The organism is Rhodococcus sp. NCIMB 12038 (assembly GCF_002165735.1).
Lineage (GTDB): Bacteria > Actinomycetota > Actinomycetes > Mycobacteriales > Mycobacteriaceae > Rhodococcus_F.
In genome coordinates this window covers 78540-100383 of record NZ_NHML01000011.1, presented here as the reverse complement: position 1 = coordinate 100383, position 21844 = coordinate 78540, and the positions used below count along the sequence as shown (strand labels likewise).

The window sequence follows — 21844 nt, the reverse complement described above, 5'->3', positions numbered from 1 at the left end:
CAGACGCACTCCTTCTCGGTTCGCGCACCCGAAATTGCGGCCGAAAAAGTGTGCGTGAGCCGAAAGGGTGAGCGGCTACCGGATCAGTCCCCGTCGACGGAGCGCGGGCCGGTGATCGTGTCGATCAGCCCGTAATCGCGGGCCTCGTCGGCGGTGAGGATCCGGTGGTCCCGCATGTCTGCGATCACCGTGTCGACGGGACGCCGGCAGGAGTCGGCGATCCGCTGCTGGAGTCTACGCAGTTGCTGCTCGTGCTGTTCCGCGGCGATGGCGACGTCCGACGCCGGACCGGTGCAGGACGTCCGCGGTTCGCGAAGGTGGAACGTGGTGTGCGCCGCCGCCGTCCGCCGGTTCGCAGGCGCGAGGAGGGCGATCGCCGTTCCGCGGACGTCGCCGCGGCAGTGCACGTGCAGTGGGACGCCCATCAGGTCCAGGGTGTCGAGGAGCGTGGCGGCCGCGTCGACGTCGGCGTCGACGCCGTGCAGCCACAACTGGACCTCGTCGTCGCCGGACGCGTCGAGCAGCGCCAGCGACGCCGCCGCACGGTTCACGGCCTCCGCGTCGAGCCGGCCGGTGAGCGACACGATCCGCTTGTCGAACAGGCGCTCGGCCAACCAGTCGGGACCACCGGCAGAGCCGACGGAAGTGACGGGCATCGGTGCGGCCGGTAACCCGGGGTCCGGCTGCCAGGGCGTGTGAAACGGCGGGACCGACGGTGGGGTGGGTGGTGGCCAGATCATGGTGACTCCCGGTGCGGTGAGATCGTCCAGTCGACCGTCCCGCCCACGGCCTCCGCATACCGTTCGAGCGTCGACAGGCGGGGATCGACGTCGCCGCGTTCGAGCCGTGCCACGGCCGACTGCGACGTGCCCATGTGGGCGGCGATCTCCGTCTGCGTCAGACCCCGCTCGCGGCGGGTGGTGACGAGTTCGTCCAGCAGCGCCCGACGCCGATCGGACAGGTGTCCCAGTCCGGGAAAAGACGTGCGTCGAGGGGTGGTCGACATACCATCGATGGTATCTCGAAAACGGTATACGGAGGGGTGCTCATGGTGAAGGTTCGTGCGGCCGTCATCGGCGGCGGCATCATCGGTCTGGCTGTCGCCCGGGAACTTCTGCACCGGATGGACGCTGTCGAGGTGACGCTGTTCGAGAAGGAAACGCGGGTCGCGGCCCACCAGACCGGGCACAACAGTGGCGTCGTCCACGCCGGCCTGTACTACCCGCCGGGCAGCCTCAAGGCGCGCCTGTGCCGCCGCGGCGTCACCCTCCTGCAGCAGTACGCGCAGGACAAGGGTGTGGCCTACGAGGAGTGCGGCAAAGTGGTGGTCGCCCACGACGCGTCCGAGGTGGGGCGGATGGACGCCATCTTCGATCGAGCGGTGGCCAACGGGGTCCCCGGTATCCGCAAGATCCCGGGGGAGGAGATCCCCAAGATCGAACCGCACGCCCGCGGAGTCGCCGCCGTGCACTCGCCGCACACCGCGATCATCGATTACGTGGCGGTCGCGGAGGCCCTCGCCGCGGACATCGCCGCCGGGGGCGGGCGCGTGCTACTCGGCCGGGAGGTCGTGGGCCTGGACAGCCGGACGTCGGAAACGGTGGTCACCACCGGGGACGGCAGTGAGGTCTTCGATCTGGTGGTCACGTGCGCCGGACTGCAGTCCGACCGGGTGGCGCTGCTGTCCGGTGAACCGCGAACACCCCGGGTGGTGCCGTTCTTCGGCGACTACTTCCTGCTCGAGCCGGAGCGGTCTTCGCTCGTGAAGGGGCTGATCTACCCGGTCCCGGACCCCCGGTACCCGTTCCTCGGCGTCCACCTCACGAAGCGGATCGACGGACGAATCATGCTCGGACCGAACGCCTTCCTCTCCCTCGGGCGGGAGGCGTACGACCGTCGGGGGTGGTCGGCGTCGGACGTGGTGTCTGCGGTCGGGTTCCCCGGATTCTGGCGGTTCGCGGCGCGAAACACGGCGGCGGCCGTCCGCGAGGCCCGCACCGTCCTCAGTACGGGCCAATTCGTGAAGGAGGCGCAAAAGTACGTGCCCGACGTGCGGCGCTCCGACGTCACCCGCGGCCCGCGGGGCATCCGCGCCCAGGCGATGAACGCCGACGGCAGCCTCGAGGACGACTTCGTCATCACCGGCGGGCATCGCGTGATCCACGTCCGCAACGCGCCTTCCCCGGGTGCGACGTCGTCTCTCGCCATCGCCGAACACGTCGTGACGGAGGTTCTCGAACGCGCGACCACGTGACGGGCTACGACGTGGTGGCCCGCCCGAGCGGAAGCCCGTTCTCGAGGAATTCCAGCGCGCGCAGGGCGAGCGGCAGATTCCCCGGAAGCTGATCGACGACACCGAGGATCACGCCGACGATCGCCCCGGCGAGCGCGCGGACCTCGAAGTCGTCGGCGGTGCGCCCGACCCTGCGGGCCAGGACGCCGGCGATCATGTCGAGGCTGCGCACCATTTCCTGCATGAGGGCGCGGCGCAGTTCGGGGACCGAGTACAGCAGTTCCTGACGGTTCTGTTCGAACGCCATGTCTGCCTCCGACAGACCGGCGAACACCGACTGCGCGGCCTTCCGGAACGCGGTGATCAGCGGGACGTCCGCCGGTTGCGCCTCGATGGCCTCGATCATGAGCGGATCGAGGTCGTCGGCGAGCACCAGTTGTTCCTTGGTGGGGAAGTACCGGAAGAAGGTGCTCGGCGACACGTCCGCGGCGTCCGCGATCTGCTCGATCGTGGTGTCGGCGTAGCCCTGTTCGTGGAACAGCCGAAACGCCTCGGCGCGGATGGCCAGCCGGGTGCGCGCCTTCTTCCGCTCCCGGAGGCCTGGTCGGGCATCAGTGGACATGTATCGATTCTGACTCATCCTGCGCAGGGGCTGGGGTATCGCGGGGCGTGAAACGCGCTGCGAGCACGACCGCGACGGCGCAGATAGCCGCGCAGATCCACAGCATGAGGCTCATCCCGGAGACGAACGACGCCTGGACGTGCGCGAGCATCGACGGGTCGCCGGTCGCCTTGGCCACCGCCACGCCGGCGTTGACGCCGTCGCGAACCGGATTCACGTCCAGTTCGCCCAGTTCGGACCGGTACCGGGTGGCGAGGACGGTACCGAGCACCGCGACCCCGATCGTGCCGCCCGCCTGTCGCAGCGCCTGGATCAGTGCCGAGCCGGAACCGGACCGTTCGGTGGACAACGCGCCCAGGGCGGCCCCCATCGCCGCGGGCATCACGAAACCCATTCCCGCGCCGACGAGTGCGATCCACGTCGCGGTGAACCAGTACGCGGACTCGACGGACGTCAGGGCGCCGGTCGCGAGACCCACGATGAGCAGGGCGAACCCGATGACGATGACCGGCCGGGCACCGGCCCGCCGCAGCAGTTGGTCGCAGAGTCGGGTGCCGACCAGCAGTCCGCCGATCAACGGCAGCAGGCGGAGGCCGCTGCCCAGGGCGTCCACCCCGAGCACGGCCTGAAAGTACTGCGGCACCGTGAAGAACAGCCCGAACATCCCGAAGTTGACCAGGGTCGTGAAGATCGTGCCCCAGCGGAATCCGGGGCTGGCGAACAACGACGTGTCGATCAGCGGGTGCCGCGACCGCCGTTCCCACATCGCGAACAGCCCGAGCACGACCACCGACGCCGCGATCGACGTCAAGGCCAGTGCGTCGCCCCAGCCGTCCTGGCCGGCCTTGATGAAACCATAAGTGAGGCTGAGTAATCCGAGAGACGACAGCACGGCGCCGAGGTAGTCGGTGGTCGAGCGCTCCTCGCTGCGCGATTCCGGCACCAGGGTGGCGACGGCGATCGCGCCGACGACGACCAGCGGCACGTTGATCAGGAACACCGATCCCCACCAGAAGTGCCCGAGCAGCCACCCGCCGAGAATCGGGCCCAGGGGCAGGCCGATCGCGGTGGACGTCACCCAGATGGTCAGTGCCCGCGACCGTTCGTCCGCGTCGGGGAACAGGACGGGCAGGACGGCCATCGACAGCGGCATCATCACCGCGGCTCCCAGTCCGAGGAGGGTGCGGCCGGCGATCAGCTGACCCGACGTGCTCGCGTAGCTGCAGAGCAGCGACGCGGCACCGAACAGGACGAGTGCGCCGAGCAGCATTTTCTTGCGGCCGTATCGGTCGCCGAGCGCCCCGGCGGGCAGCAGCGCCGCGGCGAGGACCAGGGTGTATGCCGAACTGAACCACTGCAGTTGCGAGTTGTCGGCGCCGAGATCGACCGCGAGGGTCGGTAGCGCCACCGTCAGGACCGTGATGTCGAGTCCGATGGTCAGCATGGCCACGGACAGGGCGCCGAGCGCCCACCAGCGCCGGGGAAGGACTTCGATGACCGTCGTTCCACTCATGACAGCTCCACTCGAAAGAAAGTTACTATATTTTGATAGTAACTTTCACTTTGTGACTGTCAAGGGGTCGACGGTGGTCAGCGTCGGCGCAACTGCAGCGTGAAGCCCTCCGGCATGAGAGTGAGCCGCTCGGCGACCTTCAGCCGATAGTCGGGGTCGCCCGCGATGTCGTACCGCCGCAGGATCGTGCCGAGCACCAGGACCGCCTCGTGGATGGCGAACTGCCGTCCGATGCAGGCCCGCTCGCCGGTCCCGAACGGTTTGTACACGTGTGCGGGACGGGACCGGATGCGCTCGGGCAGGAAATGGTCGGGGTCGAACGCCTCCGGGTTCTCACCCCACACGGGGTCGCGGTGCAGGGCGGGGATGAGGACGAGCACCCAGTCGCCGACCTTCATCGGGTACTTGCCGATGAGGGTCGTGTCGACCGTCGCCTCCCGGCCGTACGCGGGTGCCGTCGGCCACAGCCGCAACGACTCGTCCAGCACCCGGCGCACGTAGCGAAGTTTGGCGACCTGCTCGAACGCGGGTTCCTCGTCGCCCCACACCGCATCGACCTCCGCCTGCGCCTTCGCGAGGACGTCGGGATGCCGCGACAGGTAGTACAGGGCGAACGACAATGCCCCGGAGGTGGTTTCGTGTCCCGCGACCAGGAACGTCACCACCTGGTGGCGGATGTTCAGCTCGTCGATCCGGTTGGGGTCGTCCTCCCGGGCCGCCCGCAGCATGAGTTCGAGCAGGTCTTCGGGGCCGGCCTCGGCGCTGTCGCGGCGGGCGCGGATCACCTCGTCGACGACCTCGGCCATGTGTTCCAGGTTGGCGACGTTGCGGCGATCCGACCGCCGCACCAGCAGCCGTCCGAGCGGTGTGGATTTCACGAACGTGGTGCGCTGCGAATGGCTCAGCGCACCGACCATCGCCTGCACGAACGGGTGCGGCCGTTCCCGGGTGAACGAGTCGAAGGAGTAGCTGAACCCGGTCCGGCCGATGGTCTCGAGCGTCAGTTTCGTCATGTCGGAGGACACGTCGACGGGGGTGCCGCCCGTGCGGGTGTCCCAGTGTTCCGTCAATTCGCCTGCGACGTCGAGCATCGTGTGGTGATACGACCGCATCGCGGATTTCGTGAACGCCGGGGCGAGCAGGTTGTGCGCCTTGCCCCAGTTCGGCTCGTGGTTGTACGCGGTGAACAACCCGTCGCCGCCGACCTCGCGCAGCGACGCGACGCCGGGCGCCAGGTGCTTCGCGAACCGCGATTCGTCGGACAGTTCCGCGACCATATCTGCACCGGACGCGAACACGAACTTGTTGCCGAGGACGTTGCGCTCGAAGATGGGCCCGAGCCTGCGGCCGATCTCCATCGAATTCTGCACGGGAGTGCGGATGCTGAGCCCGAACACGTCGCCGAAGACGGGAAGCCGCCATCGGGGATGCGGGATCGTCGCCTCGGCTGTGGTGTGCAGTGATTCGACGCTCATTGTCGACCCCCGTGTCGATGTGGCCCGCGTTACTGAATTGATGTCTAGTACGCAAGGTACGCCTTACTGAACCGGTGTCAAGCAGTACGGTGGCTGGCATGACCAGCGCCCGCCGTCGACTCGCCCCCGAGCAGCGCCGCGCGCAGTTGCTCGACATCGGCGCGCGGCTGTTCGCGGACCGCCCCTACGAGGACGTGTGGATCGAGGAGGTCGCCGAACTCGCCGAGGTGTCGCGCGGATTGATGTACCACTACTTCCCGACGAAGCGGGACTTCTTCGCCGCGATCGTCGAACGCGAATCCGAACGACTGCTCGAGGTGACGGCCCCCGACGCCGATCTGCCCGTCGAGGAACAGGTCGCCGCCGGTCTCGCCGCGTACTTCGAGCACGTCGCCGGACACCGGCACGGAGTCCGGGCCATCAATCACGGTGCGCTGTCGGCCGACGCCGACATCCGCGCCATCGTCGAACGGGAACTCGACGCCCAGCAGCGCCGCATCGTCGACGCGCTCGATCCGCCCGCCGGCGAGCGTGAACTCGTCGGCGTCGCGGTGCGCGGCTGGATCGCCTTCGTCCGCGCCGTCTGCATGGACTGGCTCGACCACCCCGCGATCGCCGAGAGCGAGTTACGGGAACTCTGCCTCCGCGCGCTGCGGGGCATGCTGGATGGACGGCTCGACTGAGCCGCCCACCGGTCAGCGTTCAGCGGTGGGGGAGCCCAGCTCCGCCGACAGTGCACGGCACCGTGCGACCAGGACGAGACCGTGCTGCGCACACAGTGCGTCGTCGAGGCGGAACGTCGGACCGATGACGCTGAGGGCGCCCACGATCCGGCCCACCGCGTCGTAAATGGGGGCGGCCACACCTGTCGAGTGGTCCTCGAGGGTGTCGTGGGCGATCGCGTATCCCTCGCTCTGCAGGTCGCCTCGCAGTGCGGCGCCGACGGCCGTGCCCACGAGCGGCACCGTCTGACCCACCCAGCCCATGTGCCGGATCGCGTGGGTGCCCTCGATCTGCGCGAGGTAGAGGGCGGTGCCCTTCGGCCCGTGCGTCGACAGGTACGTGGATTCGCGGGTTTCCTCCGCGATCGCGACCATCGCGGGCCGGGCCCGGGACAGCAGTTGGTTGTCGCTGATCGCCCGGGCGCCGATCTGGAGAAGTCGCGGTCCGGCCCGGTACACGTTGTCGTCGCCGCGCACGAGGAATTCGCTCTGCTCCATGCTGCGGATCAGGCGCAGCGCGGTACTCGTGGCGAGGCCGGCGGCTTTCGCGGCGTCGCCGAGCGTCAGCCCGCCCTGCTCGGTGATCGCGCCGAGCAGTTCGAAGGTGCGGCTCGCGCTGCGGGTCACATCTCCGGGGGCCATGAGTCGTCTCCTGACGGTCGCGGGTGTCGGCGTGAATCTACCGTGAGGAGATCTCGGACAGCAGGGACTGCCGGTGTTCGTCGAGCAGCGGGCTGCGGCGGACCCCGGGGCGTGCGCTGTCGCCGAACACGACCGGCTGCCGCACGTAGTCGATGGTTCCCGCGACCGGATGCTCGAACGATTCGACGAGTCCCCGGTGCCTGCTCTGCTCGGACGACAGCGCCTGTTCGACGTTCCAGATCTCGGAGGTCGCCAGTCCGGCCGCGCCGAGGATCGCGACCACCTCGGCGACCGTCTTGTCCTTCGCCCAGATCTCGATCTCGGTGCGCAGGGCGGGTTCGTGATCGGTGCGGGAGGTGTCGTCGGCGAACCGGGTGTCGCCGAGAAGGTCTGCGCGATCCATGGTGTGCGCGAGCTTCTCGAACCCGGACTGGCTGGCGACGGCGAGGACGAACAGGCCGTCCGACGCCCGGTACGTGTCGAACGGGGTGGAGACGGGATGCCGATTGCCCACCCCGGCCGGCGCGACCCCGGACGCCTGCAGCTGACTGTGCGCGGTGGGGAGCATCGCCAGCATGCTGTCGAACATGGCGACGTCGAGATGGTGTCCCACACCCGTTTCGCGGGTTCCGACCAGTGCGGAGCTGATGCCCCAGGCCGCGAACAGTCCCGCGACGAGGTCGCCGAACGATTCACCGAGCCGGGTCGGGCCGGATGCGGGTGAACCGGTGATGCTCATGATCCCCGACATCGCTTGCACGACGAGGTCGTAGGCGGCCGCACCCGCGAGCGGCCCGTCCTGCCCGAAACCGGAGATGGACGCGTAGACGAGCCGGGGATTGCGGGCGTGGACGGTGTCGTAGTCGATGCCGAGCCGGGTGGTCACGCCGGGCCGGAAGTTCTCGACGAGGACGTCCGCCGTGTCGATCAGGTCGAGCAGGACGGCCCGATCTGCCTCATCCTTGAGATTGAGTGCCAGCGAGCGCTTTCCGCGGTTCAGCACGTTGAAATAGATGCTCTCGCCGTCGCGGAACGGGCCGAGGTGCCGCGAGTCCTCGCCGGCGGCGGGCTCGATCTTGACGACGTCGGCGCCGGCGTCCGCGAGCAGCGCCGTGCAGTACGGCCCGGCCAGAACGCGGGAGAGATCGACGACGCGGATGCCGTCGAGGGGAGGGAGGGGAGGCATGACGGTCGGCCCTTCTCAGAATTCCGTCGAACGCGGCGACGGCGCGTTGGAGGCGATGGTGAGCAGCTGGATCTGCGACGTGCCCTCGAAGATCCGGAGGATCCGGCAGTCGCGGTAGAGACGTTCGATCTCGGATTCGCGCATGAACCCGGCGCCGCCGTGAATCTGCACGGTCTGGTCGACGATAGAGAAGCAGGCCTCCGTCGCCACGTACTTCGACACCGAGGCGGCACGGCGCAGGTCGGCGCCGGCATCCTTCACGTCCGCCGCCCAGTCCGCGGTGACCCGGGAGGCGACGAGTTGGGCGTCACACGCACCCAGCAGCAGCTGGATCGCCTGGAACTCGGCGATGGGGTGCCCGAACTGCTTGCGCTCGGCCGCGTAGGAGCGGCCCAGTTCCCAAGCGCGCAGCGCGATTCCGTTCGCCATCGCGGCCACGTCGATGCGGGCGCGGTTGAGGGCGGTGAGCGCGATGTTGCCGCCGCGGCCCTCCGTTCCCACCACCGCGTCGTGGGGCAGCACCACGTCGTCGAGGTAGACGGTGTACGTGGGCGCCGATCGGATGCCCAGCTTGTCCTGGGGCTCCGAGTAACTCACGCCGTGAGTGCCCTGGGGGAGGACGAACGCGGTGATGCCGCGGAAGCCCGCCGACGGGTCGGTCTTGGCGAACAGGACGACGAGGTCGGCCTCCTTGGCGTTGGAGATGTACGTCTTCGACCCCGACAGGTGCCACCCGTCGTCCTCGCGCCGCGCCGTCGTGCGCATCGACGCGATGTCGGAGCCGGCATCCGGTTCGGTGAGGGCGAACCCGGCGAGCAGTTCACCGGACGCGAGGCGGGGCAGCCACCGGCGCTTCTGCTCCTCGGTGCCGCCGACGAGGATCGGCTCGAGCCCCAGGTAGTGCGCGGTGTAGATCGAGGCGAGCGCGGCGTCGGTGCGGGCCACCTCCTCGACGGCGATCAGCTGCGTCTTGGTGGACATGCCCAGTCCGCCGAATTCCTCGGGCACCGAGATACCCATGAGGTCCTGTTCGCCCAGTCGCTTCACCAGTTCCGCCGGGAACTCCCGCGTCTCGTCGCGGAACGCCGCGCCGGGGTGGATCTCACGGTTGGCGAAGGCGCGCACTGCGCCGCGGAACTCGGCGGCATCGAGCAGCTGATCGGTCACGGGAACTCCTGTCGAAGATCGAGATTGCCATCTAGTGAAATAGCAATGCCACTTGGTGGCATTTCGACTATGAAGGAGAACGCCGAATTTGTCCAGGGGTCCCGGTGTCCACGGCAGTGAAGCGGGTACTCGACCACGGACCGGCCACCCGGTCGACGCGACCGGGCCGGCTACCACTGCGGAGGGAGGAATGATGCGCGCGATCACCCGAGGGATCGTCATCGCGGGAGCTGCGATCGGTGCCGCACTCGGCGGCGCAGGGACCTGTGTGGCCGAACCCGCGGTACCGTCCGGCACCTATCAGGGAACGACCACCGCACCCGCCGGAGAGTTGATCTGGAAGGGGAAGACTTTTCAGGGCGACACGGTCGTCAACAACTTCGCGTTCGGACTGACCGGACTCGCGGGCACGACTTCGCAGGACGGGAACGGAAACACCGTCATCGATTACAGCCCATCGGGTCTGGGGTTCCTGACCGACAGGATCTCCCCCAACGCGGACGGGAGCTACACCGGGGCCGTCTACGTGGGCGGCAACCAGGTGGGAAGTTTCGGCCTCTCGAGGTAGCTCTCCCAAGGCCTGCTACGACAACGAGGCCGCACCTCTCGGGTGCGACCTCGTCGTCACAGTGTCATCGGGGCGTCTGTCAGACGGCCCGTACGTTCTGGGCCTGCGGGCCCTTCTGGCCCTGTCCGACCTCGAACTCCACCCGCTGGTTCTCCTCCAGCGACTTGTAGCCGCTGCCCGAGATCTCGGAGTAGTGAACGAACACGTCCGCGCTACCGTCGTCCGGCGCGATGAATCCGAAGCCCTTCTCGCTGTTGAACCACTTCACAACACCCTGCGCCATACCGTTCACTCCCTGAGTTGCCGCCCGGGATCTCACATCGAGATCCCGTTCGCGTAAATCTCATCCTGTCATCTAGCCGCTTGTGCTTCCAGTGGTAGGCCCACGAATCCTCCGGATCCGGGGCTCCTGGGAGGTCATGGGCAAGAAATTTCCTCCACAGGACCGATGATTCTGCCCGTCGGGGGCAGTCCTACCTGCGACCGACAATCACCTGCAACGAGGAGAACTCGATGAATTCCGCATCGACCGCCACCGCCCACGCCCGGACCCTCGACGTTCCCGGGGCCAGTTTGTACTACGAGGTGAGAGGGTCGGGGCCTGTCGTGGTGCTCGTCGGCGCCCCGATGGACGCCGACGCCTTCGCGCCCGCGGCCGATCTGCTGGCCGCCGAATACACCGTGCTGACGACGGACCCGCGGGGCATCCGCCGCAGCCCGGTCGACGACCGCGACCGCGATTCGACCCCGGAGATGCGCGCCGACGACCTCGCCCGGCTGCTGACGCACCTCGACGCGGGTCCTGCCGTGGTGTTCGGTTCCAGCGGCGGCGCCGTCAGCGCGCTGGCGCTCGTGCAGGCGCATCCGGAACTGGTGCACACCGTGGTGGCTCACGAGCCGCCGCTGGACGAACTGCTCGACGACCGCGAGGAACTGCGCGTGAAGACTGACGAGATCATCGACACCCACCTCGGCGGCGACGTCGTGGGGGCGTGGAGGAAGTTCCTGGATCTGGCGAACATCCACCTGCCCGAGGAGGTGTTCCAGCAGATAGTCGGGGGCGAGCGGGACGAGCAGGCGAAGGCGGACGATCACTTCCAGCACGCACACATGCTGCGCCCGACCACCCGCTGGTGCCCGGACGTCGCGGCGTTGCGCTCGGCGTCCACCCGCGTCGTGGTCGGTATCGGCGTGGAGTCGGGAGGTCAACTCTGCGACCGGACGTCGCGGGCGCTCGCCGTCGAACTGGGCGTCGAGCCCACACTGTTCCCGGGTGATCACATCGGTTTCGCCCACGACCCGGCCGCGTTCGTCACCCGCCTGCGCGCAGTGCTGCGGGAGGGCTGAGCGCAGGCTGCCCGGGAGACCTCAGCCGACGATCGGAATGCGCTTCGTGGCGATCCGGTGGATGAACCGGGCGGCGGTGCGGGCGGTGCGGTTGTCGATGTCGAACGACGGATTGAGCTCGGCGACATCGACGACCGCGAGTTTTCCGCTGGCGGCGACGGCGTCGCACACGAACTGGATCGTCTCCGCGGGCACCCCGTACGCGGCGGGAGCGCTCACGCCCGGCGCGACCGCGGCGGGCAGGACGTCGAGGTCGATGGTGAGGTAGACGAGATCGACGTCCGACAGGAACTCGCTGACGAAGACGGCCACCCGGTGCCGGTCGGAGACCGAGCACTCGTCGTCCAGGAGGTACCGGACGTCGTATCCGCGTGCGGTGTCGAACAGCGCGGTGGTGTTGCTGGGCTGGCTGATGCCGAGCACGGAGTACTGCAGGGTGGTGCCCGCCGCGTGTTCCCGTTCGAGGATCTGCCGGAACGGTGTGCCCGAACTCGGCACCGGATCGGACCGCAGGTCGAAGTGCGCGTCCAGGTTCAGGATCCCGACCCGTTTGCGCGGGGTCCGGACCGCCGCCTGCGCCAGACCGAGGTACGTCCCGAACGCCACCTCGTGGCCGCCGCCGAGGACCACGGGGAACTGGCCGGCGTCGAGCGTCGCGGCAACCACCGCGCCCAGCGCCTCCTGCCCGGATTCGAGACGATTGTCGGTGACCGCGACGGTGCCGGCGTCATAGGCGCGGAGCGGTTCGGCGAGCGCCATCGACGACAGCGCGCTACGCAGCGCGTCCGGACCGCGGGACGCGCCGCGGCGTCCCTTGTTCCGTTCCACACCCTCGTCGCTGGAGAATCCGATGAACACGCAGGCGCCCGGCTCCGCGCCGTCCCGGAGCGGGGACACCGCCTGGTGCCAGCGGAGGTGGTGACTCGACGTGCCGTCCATCCTGCCGACCCAGGGGGGTGGCGGTATCAACAGGTTCTCCATCATCGCAATGCCCTCGCTTTCTCGTGACCGACGTGCGCGGACCAGGCGAGTTCGCCGCCCCGCCACACGTCGCTGATCAGGGGGACGCCGGGCCGGTAGGCCAGGTGCAGGTACGACGGCGCGTCGAGGGCGAGGGCGTCGGCCCGCGCTCCGGGACGCAGGACCCCGACGTCGGCGCGTTGCAGCGCGCGGGCGCCGCCCGCCGTCGCCGCCCAGATGGCTTCGTCCGGGGTCATGTGCATGTCCCGCACCGCGATCGCGATGCAGAACGGCAGGCTGGTGGTGTAGCTGGTGCCGGGGTTGCAGTCCGCACCGAGCGCGACCGTGACACCGGCGTCGAGCAGGGCCCGGGCATCGGGGTACTTGTTGCGGGTCGAGAAGTCCGCGCCGGGCAGGAGGGTCGCCACCGTCGAACTCTGCGCGAGCGCGTCGATGTCGGCCTGCGTGGTGTAGCAGACGTGGTCGACGGACGCGGCGCCGAGTTCGACGGCGAGCTGAACTCCGGGCCCCTCGCGGAGCTGGTTGCCGTGGACGCGGGGGATCAGCCCCTTCGCCATTCCGGCGGTGAGCACGGCGTGCGCCTGATCGCGGTCGAACGCGCCGGTCTCGCAGAACACGTCGATCCATTTCGCCTGCGGTGCACAGGCGTCGATCATCTCCGAGCACACCATGGCGACGTAGTCGTCGGCGCGGCCCGCGTATTCCGGTGGCGGAACGTGCGCGGCGAGCAGCGTCACCTCGTCGGTGAGGGACGCCGCGATCCGCGTGCTGCGCAGTTCGTGTGCCACCGTCTGCCCGTAGCCGGTCTTGCATTCCACGGTGGTGCTGCCCGACCGCAGCGACTCGTCCAGCAGCCGGCGCGTGTTCGCCTGCAGTTCTTCGTCGGTGGCGTTCCGCGTCGCCTCGATCGTGTTGCGGATGCCACCCGCCGCATACGGCTGCCCGGCCATGCGGGCCGCGAATTCCTCCGCGCGTTCCCCGCCGAACACCAGGTGCGAGTGGCTTTCGACGAAGCCCGGCAGCACGGCGCGGCCGTCGAGATCGTGCCCGACGTCCGCGGCAGGCGCCGCGTCGGTGCTGCCGACCCAGGCCACCACGCCGCCGTCGAAGACGACGGCGGCGTCGCGGATCAGCCCGAGCGGACCTTCCCCCACTGTCGGGTCGTTGGTCACCAGGGTGCCGATGCCGGTCAGCGCTGTGGAGCGGGAGGTGTTCGCTGTCACTGCTGTTCCTTCCAGTGGTTCGAAGATACGGTCGCTCGGGCGGTTGGTCATCCCTCGGACATCGGCACGCGGACGCCGCGCTCGCGGGCGACGTCGGCGGCGTGGTCGTAGCCGGCGTCGACGTGCCGGATGACGCCCATGCCGGGGTCGTTGGTCAGGACCCGCTCCAGCTTCTCCGCGGCCAGGTCGGTGCCGTCCGCGATGCACACCTGACCGGCGTGGATGGACCGGCCCATGCCGACCCCGCCGCCCTGGTGGATGGACACCCAGGACGCGCCCGACGCGGTGTTGACGAGTGCGTTGAGCAGCGGCCAGTCGGCGATCGCGTCGGAGCCGTCGAGCATCGACTCGGTCTCGCGGTACGGCGACGCGACCGATCCGGAGTCGAGGTGGTCGCGGCCGATGGCGACGGGCGCGGACAGCTCACCGGACGCCACCATCTCGTTGAACTTCAGGCCGGCCTTGTGCCGTTCGCCGTAGCCGAGCCAGCAGATCCGGGCCGGCAGACCCTCGAACGCCACCTTTTCGCCTGCCATCGTGATCCAGCGCTTCAGGTGCTCGTTCTCGGGGAACAGTTCGAGGATCGCCTTGTCGGTGGCCTCGATGTCCTTCGGGTCGCCCGACAGCGCGGCCCAGCGGAACGGGCCGAGGCCCTCCTCGAACAGCGGACGGATGTAGGCGGGAACGAATCCGGGGAAGTCGAACGCGCGGTCGTAGCCGGCCTTGCGGGCCTCGTCGCGGATGGAGTTGCCGTAGTCGAACACCTCGGCGCCCTTGTCGAGGAAGCCGACCATCGCGGCGACGTGGCGGGCCATCGACGCGCGGGAGTCCTCGGTGAACTTCACCGGGTCCTTGTCGGCCATCGCCTTCATGTCGGCGAAGTCGATGCCGAGCGGCAGGTACGACAGCGGGTCGTGTGCCGACGTCTGGTCGGTGACGATGTCGATGGGGGCGTTCATGGCCAGCAGTTCGGGGAAGATCTCCGCGGCGTTGCCCTCGAGGCCGATGGACAGCGGACGCTTCGCGTCGCGGGCCTCGGTCGCCAGACGCAGGGCGTCGTGGATGTCGGTGGCCTTGGTGTCGAGGTACTTGTGCGCGATGCGGCGGTCGATGCGGGTGACATCGCAGTCGACGCAGATCGCGACGCCGTCGTTCATCGTGACGGCGAGGGGCTGGGCGCCGCCCATGCCGCCGAGTCCCGCGGTCATGGTGATGGTGCCGGCGAGCGAGCCACCGAAGCGCTTGCGGGCGACGGCGCCGAACGTCTCGTACGTGCCCTGCAGGATGCCCTGCGTGCCGATGTAGATCCAGGATCCGGCGGTCATCTGCCCGTACATGATCAGGCCGAGGGCGTCGAGCTTGCGGAACTCTTCCCAGTTGGCCCAGTCGCCCACCAGGTTCGAGTTCGCGAGCAGGACGCGGGGCGCCCACTCGCTGGTGCGGAACACACCGACCGGCTTGCCGGACTGCACCAGCATCGTCTCGTCCGACTTCAGGGTCTTCAGCGTCCGGACCATCGCGTCGAACGCTTCCCAGCTGCGCGCGGCCTTGCCGGTGCCGCCGTAGACGACGAGGGAGTCGGGGTGCTCGGCGACCTCGGGGTCGAGGTTGTTCATCAGCATGCGCAGGGCGCCTTCTTGCTGCCAGCCGAGGGTCGTCAGTTCGGTGCCGCGGGGCGCCGACACGTGGCGGGGTCCGGAAACCGGAGGCGTCGTGGTGGTCATGTCGTGTACTCCTTGATGGTCGAACGAGAGAGGTGGAAGAGTCTGGGGTTCAGCGTGATTCACTGTCGTGTATCAGCCATGGCGGTGTGTTTCGGGTAGATCATGGCCGGGGGCGGGTTGCTGCTGCGCTTCGCGAGCGGGTAGTAGATCGCGGCGGTGAAGACGATGCCGACGATCCAGGAGATGTCCGCGCCGCCGAGCATGTCCGTCACGGGGCCGGTGTAGAGCTTCTGTGCGAGGAACGGGATCTGCGCGACGACGCCGATGGCGTAGCAGCTCATCGCGGTCTTGTTCCAGCGGCCGTAGCGGCCCGCCGGGTCGTACAGGGCCGGGATGTCCACGCGCTCCTTGGAGATGAGGTAGTAGTCGATCAGGTTGATGGCACTCCAGGGGGTGAAGACCATCAGCAGCACGAGGACGAAGTTCTTGAAGTTGTTGAGGAAGTCGGCGCTGGCACCGATCGCGATCAGCATCGACACGGCGACGAACCCGATGATGTACAGGCTGCGGGCGCGGGTCGAGATGCGTGACTGTCCGTTGAATGCGGTCACGGTGGTGAGGATCGACATGAATCCGCCGTACGCGTTGAGGCAGTTGACGGTGAGCTTTCCGACGAGGATCACCAGGTAGATCATCAGGGCGATGACGGCGGGTCCGGCGAGTTCGCCGATGAAGCCGACCTGGTCACTGAGGAACGCGTCGCCGGCGACGGCGGCGACGAGCGCGCCCAGCGTCATCGACCACTGCGAGCCGATCACGCTGCCCGCGAACGTCGACCAGAACGTCTTCCGCTCGCTCGTCGAGCGCGGCAGGTAGCGGGAGTAGTCGGCGACGTACGGTCCGAACGTCAGCTGCCAGCCGGCTCCGAGCGAGATCGCGAGGAGGAAGGTGACGATGTCGAAGCCCTTGATCCCGACGAACGCGGCCACGTCGTATTCGGCGAACAGGCGGATCAGGAGGTAGGTGAAGCCGATGATGCCGACGACGGTCGCGACCTTGCCGACCACGTGGATGAGTTTGTACCCGGTCACCGCGACGAACGCGGTCATCGCGCCGAAGATGAGGATGCCGACGGTGGCGTTGTCGATGTGGAGGATCTCGTTCACGGCCTGACCGGCGAGGACGCTGCCGGTCGCGGCGAAGCCGAGATACATGAGGACGACGAGGATGAGTGGGAGCACGGCTCCGAGGACGCCGAACTGGGCCCGGCTCGAGATCATCTGCGGCAGGCCGAGGCGCGGCCCCTGAGCGGAGTGCAGGGCCATGACGGCACCGCCGAAGACGTTGCCGATCAGCAGGCCGACGATGGCCCACAGCGCGTCGGCGCCGAAGACGACCGCCAGGGCGCCGTCCACGATCGCGGTGATCTGCATGTTGGCGCCGAACCAGAGCGTGAACTGGCTGCGCGGAGATCCGTGGCGCTCGTCGTCCGGAACGACGTCGATGGTGCGACGCTCCGGCGCGAGGCTGATCTCGGGAGGTCCCTCGTGTGTCATGGCCTGTGTCTCTCTGTGACGAGTCCGGCAGCTTCTGGTCGGTCCCGGGTGCTCTGTCCCATGTCCTGAATCCAGTGTGCTCTGACTCACGTTTTTTATCGCCTTAGATGTATAGTCCTGTATAGACAACCCCCTGTCAAGCGTTCTCCAAGGACCCAGCCGAGAAGCGTGCCGGCCCGCCACTGCACCAGCCGGGAGTCCCGATGCTCCCGACGGAAGGTACTGACATGAGAGTAATTTCGACGTCCTCGCACCCGCTCGAGGGCGATGAGCAGCTGTTTTCCGACCAGGAGGCGCGTGAGCGTTTCCTCGACCTCTACCTCCGCACCGCAGGTCACCCCTACGCAGACAACGCGGATCCCGCGGCGCGCGATCGGATCGCGAACACACATCTCGAGACGGGACGGCACCGGAACCCCGGGACCGCGGTCGTGCGCGGCATCGACGCCGCGGACCCCAGCGGGATCGGACCCGCGGTGCAGATCGTCACCGACGACATGGCGCTGCTCGTCGAATCGGTACTTCTCACCGCGGCCAGGGTCGGTGCTCCCATCGAGGAGGCACTGCACCCGGTCGTCGCCGCCCGCCGCAAGGAGTCGGGCACCCTCACCGACGTGCGTCCGGCCACCGACGCGGCGACGGCGGAGTCCTGGATCCACGTGGGGCTTCGCTCCGACACCGACAGCACGGTCGTCACCGCACTCGTCGAATCCCTGACGGCCGTCCTCGCCGATGTCCGCCGGGTAAACGCGGATCTGGCGCGCATGCGCGAACTCCAGATCCAGGTGTCCGAGCAACTCGACGCGCAGGCCGGGCAGGACGCGCTGTCCGAAGAACTCCGCGAGGCCGCCGACTTCCTGCGCTGGTGCGAAGCGGGCAACTTCACCGTCCTCGGATACGCGCGATACGACGCCGACGGCGCACCCCGGGAAAGTCTCGGCGTCCTTCACGACCGGGAGGGCGATCGTGCGCCCGCCACCGAATCCGGTCCGGTCCTCGCGATCGGGCAGGCGGCACTCCCGGTATCCGTGCACCGTTCGTCGTATCCGTCCTTCGTCGGCGTCCGGGCCGCAGGGGAGGAACACCGCTTCGTCGGCGTATTCACGCCCGCGGGCAGGCACGAGAACGTCCTCGACATCCCGGGTGCGGGCCGCCGGGTGCGGGCCCTGCTCGACCGCGCCGGATTCGACATCGACTCCTTCTCCGGGCAGGCCGTGCTGCAGGTCGTGCAGGCGCTGCCGCTGACCGAGTTGTTCGCCGCGAGCCCGGACTCGTTGCATTCGGCGCTCACCGAGGTCGCCGGCATCACCGCGCGCGAACACATTCACCTCTTCCTCCGCACGGAAGTTCCCGGCGACAGCATGTCGGCGCTGGTGTTCATCCCCCGCGACCGGTACAACACGCGGACGCGCCTGGCGGCCCAGCGGGTCCTCCTGGACGAGTTGAACGGCACCGCCGTCGAATACACCACGAACGTGTCCGAGTACCCGCTGGCGATGGTGCATTTCACGATGCGCGTCCCCGCGGACACCGAGGTGACGGACACACGGCGACTGGACATTCAGCGCCGGATCGCCCGGGCCTGCCGGACCTGGGAAGACCGATTCCGCACGGGCGGCGACGACGAACTCGGCGCCACGTTCGAACGCGAACTCCTCGCACACTATTCGGAGAACTTCCCCGCGGTGTACAAGCACGACTTCGACGCCCGGCGCGCCCGGACGGACGTGGCGGTGTTCGAGACACTGACGGACGGGGCGATCGAGACGCGGCTCGACACGCAGGCCGCCGACTGGCGCTTCACCTTTTTCGTCGGCGGCGCCCCCGCCTCCCTCAGCGATGTGCTCCCGATCCTGCAGAGCATGGGCGTCGCGGTTCTCGACGAGCGCCCGTACACGGTCGCGAACAGTCGCGGAACCGTGTGCTGGATGTACGAATTCGGGATTCGCCACGCAGCGGCCGGGCCGGTGGACGACGCACTGCCGCACCGCTTCACGGAGACGTTCGCCGCGGCCTGGGAATTGCGGGCGGAGACGGACAGTTTCAACGAACTCGTACTCCGGGCCGGCCTCGACTGGCGGGAGGTGGAGGTGCTGCGGGCCTACGCGCGCTACCTCCGGCAGGGCGGGTTCCCGTACAGCCAGAACCACATCGCGACGGTCCTCGGGGATCATCCGAAGATCTCGCAGGCGCTGATCCGGTTGTTCGCCGCGAGATTCGATCCGGACGCCGCGACCGAGTCCGGCGACCTGATCGGCCCGCTGGAAACGGCGATCGGCGACGTGCTCGGTCTCGACGCCGATCGCATCCTGCGCGCCTACCTCAACGTGGCCCTGGCGACGCTGCGCACCAACCGCTACGTCCGCGCGGGCCGGGAACGGTCGGTCCTGTCGTTCAAATTCGATCCGCAGCGGATCCCCGAATTGCCGCAGCCGCGGCCCCGCTTCGAGATCTACGTCTACTCGCCATGGGTCGAGGGTGTGCACATGCGGTTCGGTGCCGTCGCGCGGGGCGGCCTGCGGTGGTCCGACCGCAAGGAGGACTTCCGCACCGAGGTGCTCGGCCTGGTGAAGGCGCAGGCGGTCAAGAACTCGGTGATCGTGCCCGTCGGCGCGAAGGGCGGGTTCGTCGTCGCCCGCCCACCGGCCCCCACCGGCGACGCGGCGCGGGACCGTGACGCGCAGCGCGCCGAGGGCGTGCGCTGCTACCGCAGTTTCATCAGCGGACTGCTGGACGTCACCGACAACGTGGACCTCGCGACCGGCGCCGTGATCCCGGCGCCGCGGGTGGTGCGGCACGACGGCGACGACACCTACCTCGTCGTCGCCGCGGACAAGGGCACCGCGACGTTCTCCGACATCGCGAACGACGTTGCGGCGCAGTACGGTTTCTGGCTCGGGGACGCGTTCGCGTCCGGCGGATCCGTCGGCTACGACCACAAGGCGCTCGGCATCACCGCCCGCGGCGCGTGGGAGAGCGTGAAACGGCACTTCCGGGAGATGGGGATCGACACCCAGTCGGAGGAGTTCACCGCCGTCGGGATCGGCGACATGAGCGGCGACGTGTTCGGCAACGGAATGCTGGCCAGCCCGCACATCCGGCTCGTCGCCGCGTTCGACCACCGGCACGTGTTCCTCGACCCGAACCCCGACGCGGCCACCTCCTTCGCGGAACGGGAACGGCTGTTCGCGATGCCGCGGTCGTCGTGGGCGGATTACGCACCCGACCTGATCAGCGCGGGCGGCGGTGTGTGGGAACGATCGAGGAAGAGCGTTCCGGTCAGTGAGGAGGCGCGGCGCGCGCTCGGGCTGGCGCCCGGGACCACCGAACTGTCGCCACCCGACCTGGTGCGCGCGATCCTGCGGGCGCCGGTGGATCTGCTGTGGAACGGCGGGATCGGCACGTACGTGAAGGCGGGCACCGAAACCCACCTCGACGTCGGAGACAAGGGCAACGACGGCGTCCGGGTGGACGGCGCCGACGTCCGGGCGCGGGTGATCGGTGAGGGCGGCAACCTCGGCCTCACCCAGCTGGGACGCATTGAATTCTCCCGCAACGGCGGTCGGATCAACACGGACGCGCTCGACAACTCGGCGGGCGTGGACTGCTCCGATCACGAGGTCAACATCAAGGTCCTGCTCGACGCCCTCGTCAGCGGCGGCCGTCTCGCCGCGGAGGACCGCGCGGGTCTGCTCGCCGAGATGTCCGGGGAGGTGTCGCGTCTCGTGCTGTCCGACAACGTCGCCCAGAACGACGTGCTGGGCACGAGCCGGGCCGACGCCGCCGCGTCGCTCGCGGTGCACGGACGGCTCATCGGCCACCTGGAGGGCCGCTACGGTCTGGACCGCGCCATCGAGGTGCTGCCGTCCCGGAAGGAGATCGCCGCCCGGGAACGCGCGGAGGCGGGACTCACCTCGCCGGAACTCGCGACGCTCATGGCGCACGTCAAACTGGCGCTGAAATCGGATCTGCTGGCCGGCGACCTGCCCGACAGCCCGGCGTTCTCTGATGCCCTCGCCGGGTACTTCCCGCGCAGACTGCGGGAGTCGTTCGGCGACGCCATCGGCGAACACCCGCTGCGCCGCGAGATCGTCGCGACGGTCCTCACCAACGACGTCGTCGACAACGGCGGCATCACGTACGCCTTCCGGCTGGGGGAGGAGGCCGGTGCCAGCGGTGCCGACGCCGTGCGCGCGTTCGCGGTGGTCTCGGAGGTGTTCGACCTGCCGTCGCTGCGCCGCGACATCCGGGACGCAGACCTCGACGCCGCACTCTCGGACGAGTTGACGCTGTTCACCCGGCGGCTGCTCGACCGGGCGTCGCGGTGGATGCTCACCCGCAGGCCCCAGCCGCTGGCGGTCGGGGCGGAGATCAGCCGATTCCGTGACCTGGTCGCGGACCTGACACCGCATGTCGCCGGCTGGCTGTGCGGCGAGGACGCGGAAAGCCTCCGCAGTCGCACGGCCGCGCTGGTGGCCCGCGGTGTCCCCGCCGACCTGGCCGGGCGTGTCCAACTGCTGCTCGACCGGTTCGCGCTGCTCGACATCGTCGAGATCGCCGACATCACCCAACGCGACCCCCGCGAGGTGGCCGAGGTGTACTACCGGCTCGGGGAGTGCCTCGGGCTGGTCCACCTCCTGGTGGGGGTCTCGCAGCTGGGACGAGGTACGCGGTGGAACGCGCTGGCCCGGTTGTCGTTGCGCGACGAGTTGTACGACACGGTGCGGGCCCTGTGCCTCGATGTGATCGCGGGCAGCGAGATCGCGGACACGGCGGAACAGAAGATCGGGGAGTGGGAGGACCGCAATGCCGCCCGGCTGGCGCGGGCCCGCCACACCCTCGATGCCGTCACGGAATCGGGTGAGCACGACCTGGCCGCTCTCTCCGTCGCGACCAGGCAGCTCCGCAGCATGGTGAGGTGACATCGGGCGCACCGCGCGATTGC

General features: G+C 68.8%; 18 protein-coding genes. 5 read left to right on the top strand and 13 right to left on the bottom strand.

The window, feature by feature from the left end; all coding sequences use genetic code 11:
- Window positions 1-83 precede the first annotated feature (83 nt).
- Window positions 84-656, bottom strand: a complete 573-nt coding sequence (locus CA951_RS18225; RefSeq protein ID WP_087558182.1) for an ATP-dependent Clp protease proteolytic subunit — start codon at window positions 654-656, stop codon at window positions 84-86.
- A gap of 80 nt (window positions 657-736) precedes the next feature.
- Window positions 737-1006: a helix-turn-helix transcriptional regulator gene (locus CA951_RS18220; RefSeq protein WP_087558181.1), complete on the bottom strand. Its 270-nt coding sequence runs from the start codon at window positions 1004-1006 to the stop codon at window positions 737-739.
- Between the two features lie 42 nt (window positions 1007-1048).
- Between CA951_RS18220 and lhgO the strand changes: the two genes are divergently transcribed.
- Window positions 1049-2254: an L-2-hydroxyglutarate oxidase gene (gene lhgO, locus CA951_RS18215; protein WP_087558341.1), complete on the top strand. Its 1206-nt coding sequence runs from the start codon at window positions 1049-1051 to the stop codon at window positions 2252-2254.
- 4 nt (window positions 2255-2258) lie between these two features.
- On the opposite strand, the gene CA951_RS18210 is transcribed toward lhgO, so the two are convergent.
- The 3 genes from CA951_RS18210 to CA951_RS18200 form a co-directional block, all read right to left on the bottom strand.
- Window positions 2259-2855 (bottom strand): TetR family transcriptional regulator, encoded by a 597-nt coding sequence (locus CA951_RS18210; RefSeq protein WP_087558180.1) that lies wholly within the window; start codon window positions 2853-2855, stop codon window positions 2259-2261.
- Entirely contained in the window at window positions 2845-4368 is a 1524-nt protein-coding gene (locus tag CA951_RS18205) for an MFS transporter (RefSeq protein WP_087558179.1), read from the bottom strand. The genes CA951_RS18210 and CA951_RS18205 overlap by 11 nt, the downstream gene beginning before the upstream one ends.
- A gap of 77 nt (window positions 4369-4445) precedes the next feature.
- The gene (locus CA951_RS18200) at window positions 4446-5843 is read right to left on the bottom strand and encodes a cytochrome P450 (RefSeq protein ID WP_087558178.1); all 1398 of its coding nucleotides are present in this window, start codon (window positions 5841-5843) and stop codon (window positions 4446-4448) included.
- A 98-nt stretch (window positions 5844-5941) separates the two neighbouring features.
- Between CA951_RS18200 and CA951_RS18195 the strand changes: the two genes are divergently transcribed.
- Entirely contained in the window at window positions 5942-6526 is a 585-nt protein-coding gene (locus CA951_RS18195; protein ID WP_087558177.1) for a TetR/AcrR family transcriptional regulator, read from the top strand.
- Window positions 6527-6538: 12 nt separating this feature from the next.
- Here the strand turns inward: CA951_RS18195 and CA951_RS18190 are convergent, their stop codons facing one another.
- From CA951_RS18190 to CA951_RS18180, 3 genes are read right to left on the bottom strand one after another with little or no spacing between them, the layout of a single operon-like run.
- The gene (locus CA951_RS18190) at window positions 6539-7207 is read right to left on the bottom strand and encodes an IclR family transcriptional regulator (protein ID WP_087558176.1); all 669 of its coding nucleotides are present in this window, start codon (window positions 7205-7207) and stop codon (window positions 6539-6541) included.
- Between the two features lie 37 nt (window positions 7208-7244).
- On the bottom strand, window positions 7245-8393 hold the full coding sequence (locus CA951_RS18185; protein WP_087558175.1) for a CaiB/BaiF CoA-transferase family protein: 1149 nt from the start codon (window positions 8391-8393) through the stop codon (window positions 7245-7247).
- Window positions 8394-8408: 15 nt separating this feature from the next.
- On the bottom strand, window positions 8409-9560 hold the full coding sequence (locus CA951_RS18180; protein WP_087558174.1) for an acyl-CoA dehydrogenase family protein: 1152 nt from the start codon (window positions 9558-9560) through the stop codon (window positions 8409-8411).
- Between the two features lie 193 nt (window positions 9561-9753).
- Here CA951_RS18180 and CA951_RS18175 point away from each other — a divergent pair, with 193 nt between their 5' ends.
- The gene (locus CA951_RS18175; protein WP_087558340.1) at window positions 9754-10128 is read left to right on the top strand and encodes a hypothetical protein; all 375 of its coding nucleotides are present in this window, start codon (window positions 9754-9756) and stop codon (window positions 10126-10128) included.
- 79 nt (window positions 10129-10207) lie between these two features.
- Here CA951_RS18175 and CA951_RS18170 read toward each other — a convergent pair whose 3' ends face one another.
- Complete coding sequence (locus CA951_RS18170) at window positions 10208-10411, bottom strand: cold-shock protein (RefSeq protein WP_005244612.1); 204 nt, start codon at window positions 10409-10411, stop codon at window positions 10208-10210.
- A gap of 230 nt (window positions 10412-10641) precedes the next feature.
- On the opposite strand from CA951_RS18170, the gene CA951_RS18165 reads away from it, so the two are divergent.
- Complete coding sequence (locus CA951_RS18165; protein WP_087558173.1) at window positions 10642-11475, top strand: alpha/beta fold hydrolase; 834 nt, start codon at window positions 10642-10644, stop codon at window positions 11473-11475.
- Window positions 11476-11496: 21 nt separating this feature from the next.
- Here CA951_RS18165 and hutG read toward each other — a convergent pair whose 3' ends face one another.
- Genes hutG through CA951_RS18145 form a run of 4 tightly spaced genes read right to left on the bottom strand, consistent with a single transcriptional unit; the run spans window position 11497 to window position 16899 of the window.
- Window positions 11497-12459 (bottom strand): formimidoylglutamase, encoded by a 963-nt coding sequence (gene hutG / locus CA951_RS18160; protein ID WP_087558172.1) that lies wholly within the window; start codon window positions 12457-12459, stop codon window positions 11497-11499.
- The gene (hutI, locus tag CA951_RS18155) at window positions 12456-13679 is read right to left on the bottom strand and encodes an imidazolonepropionase (RefSeq protein WP_087558339.1); all 1224 of its coding nucleotides are present in this window, start codon (window positions 13677-13679) and stop codon (window positions 12456-12458) included. Before hutI ends, hutG begins: the two co-directional genes overlap by 4 nt.
- Window positions 13680-13726: 47 nt before the next feature.
- Window positions 13727-15403, bottom strand: a complete 1677-nt coding sequence (gene hutU / locus CA951_RS18150) for a urocanate hydratase (protein ID WP_087558171.1) — start codon at window positions 15401-15403, stop codon at window positions 13727-13729.
- A 59-nt stretch (window positions 15404-15462) separates the two neighbouring features.
- On the bottom strand, window positions 15463-16899 hold the full coding sequence (locus CA951_RS18145; RefSeq protein WP_087558170.1) for a cytosine permease: 1437 nt from the start codon (window positions 16897-16899) through the stop codon (window positions 15463-15465).
- Window positions 16900-17126: 227 nt separating this feature from the next.
- On the opposite strand from CA951_RS18145, the gene CA951_RS18140 reads away from it, so the two are divergent.
- On the top strand, window positions 17127-21821 hold the full coding sequence (locus tag CA951_RS18140) for an NAD-glutamate dehydrogenase (protein ID WP_087558169.1): 4695 nt from the start codon (window positions 17127-17129) through the stop codon (window positions 21819-21821).
- Window positions 21822-21844 lie beyond the last annotated feature (23 nt).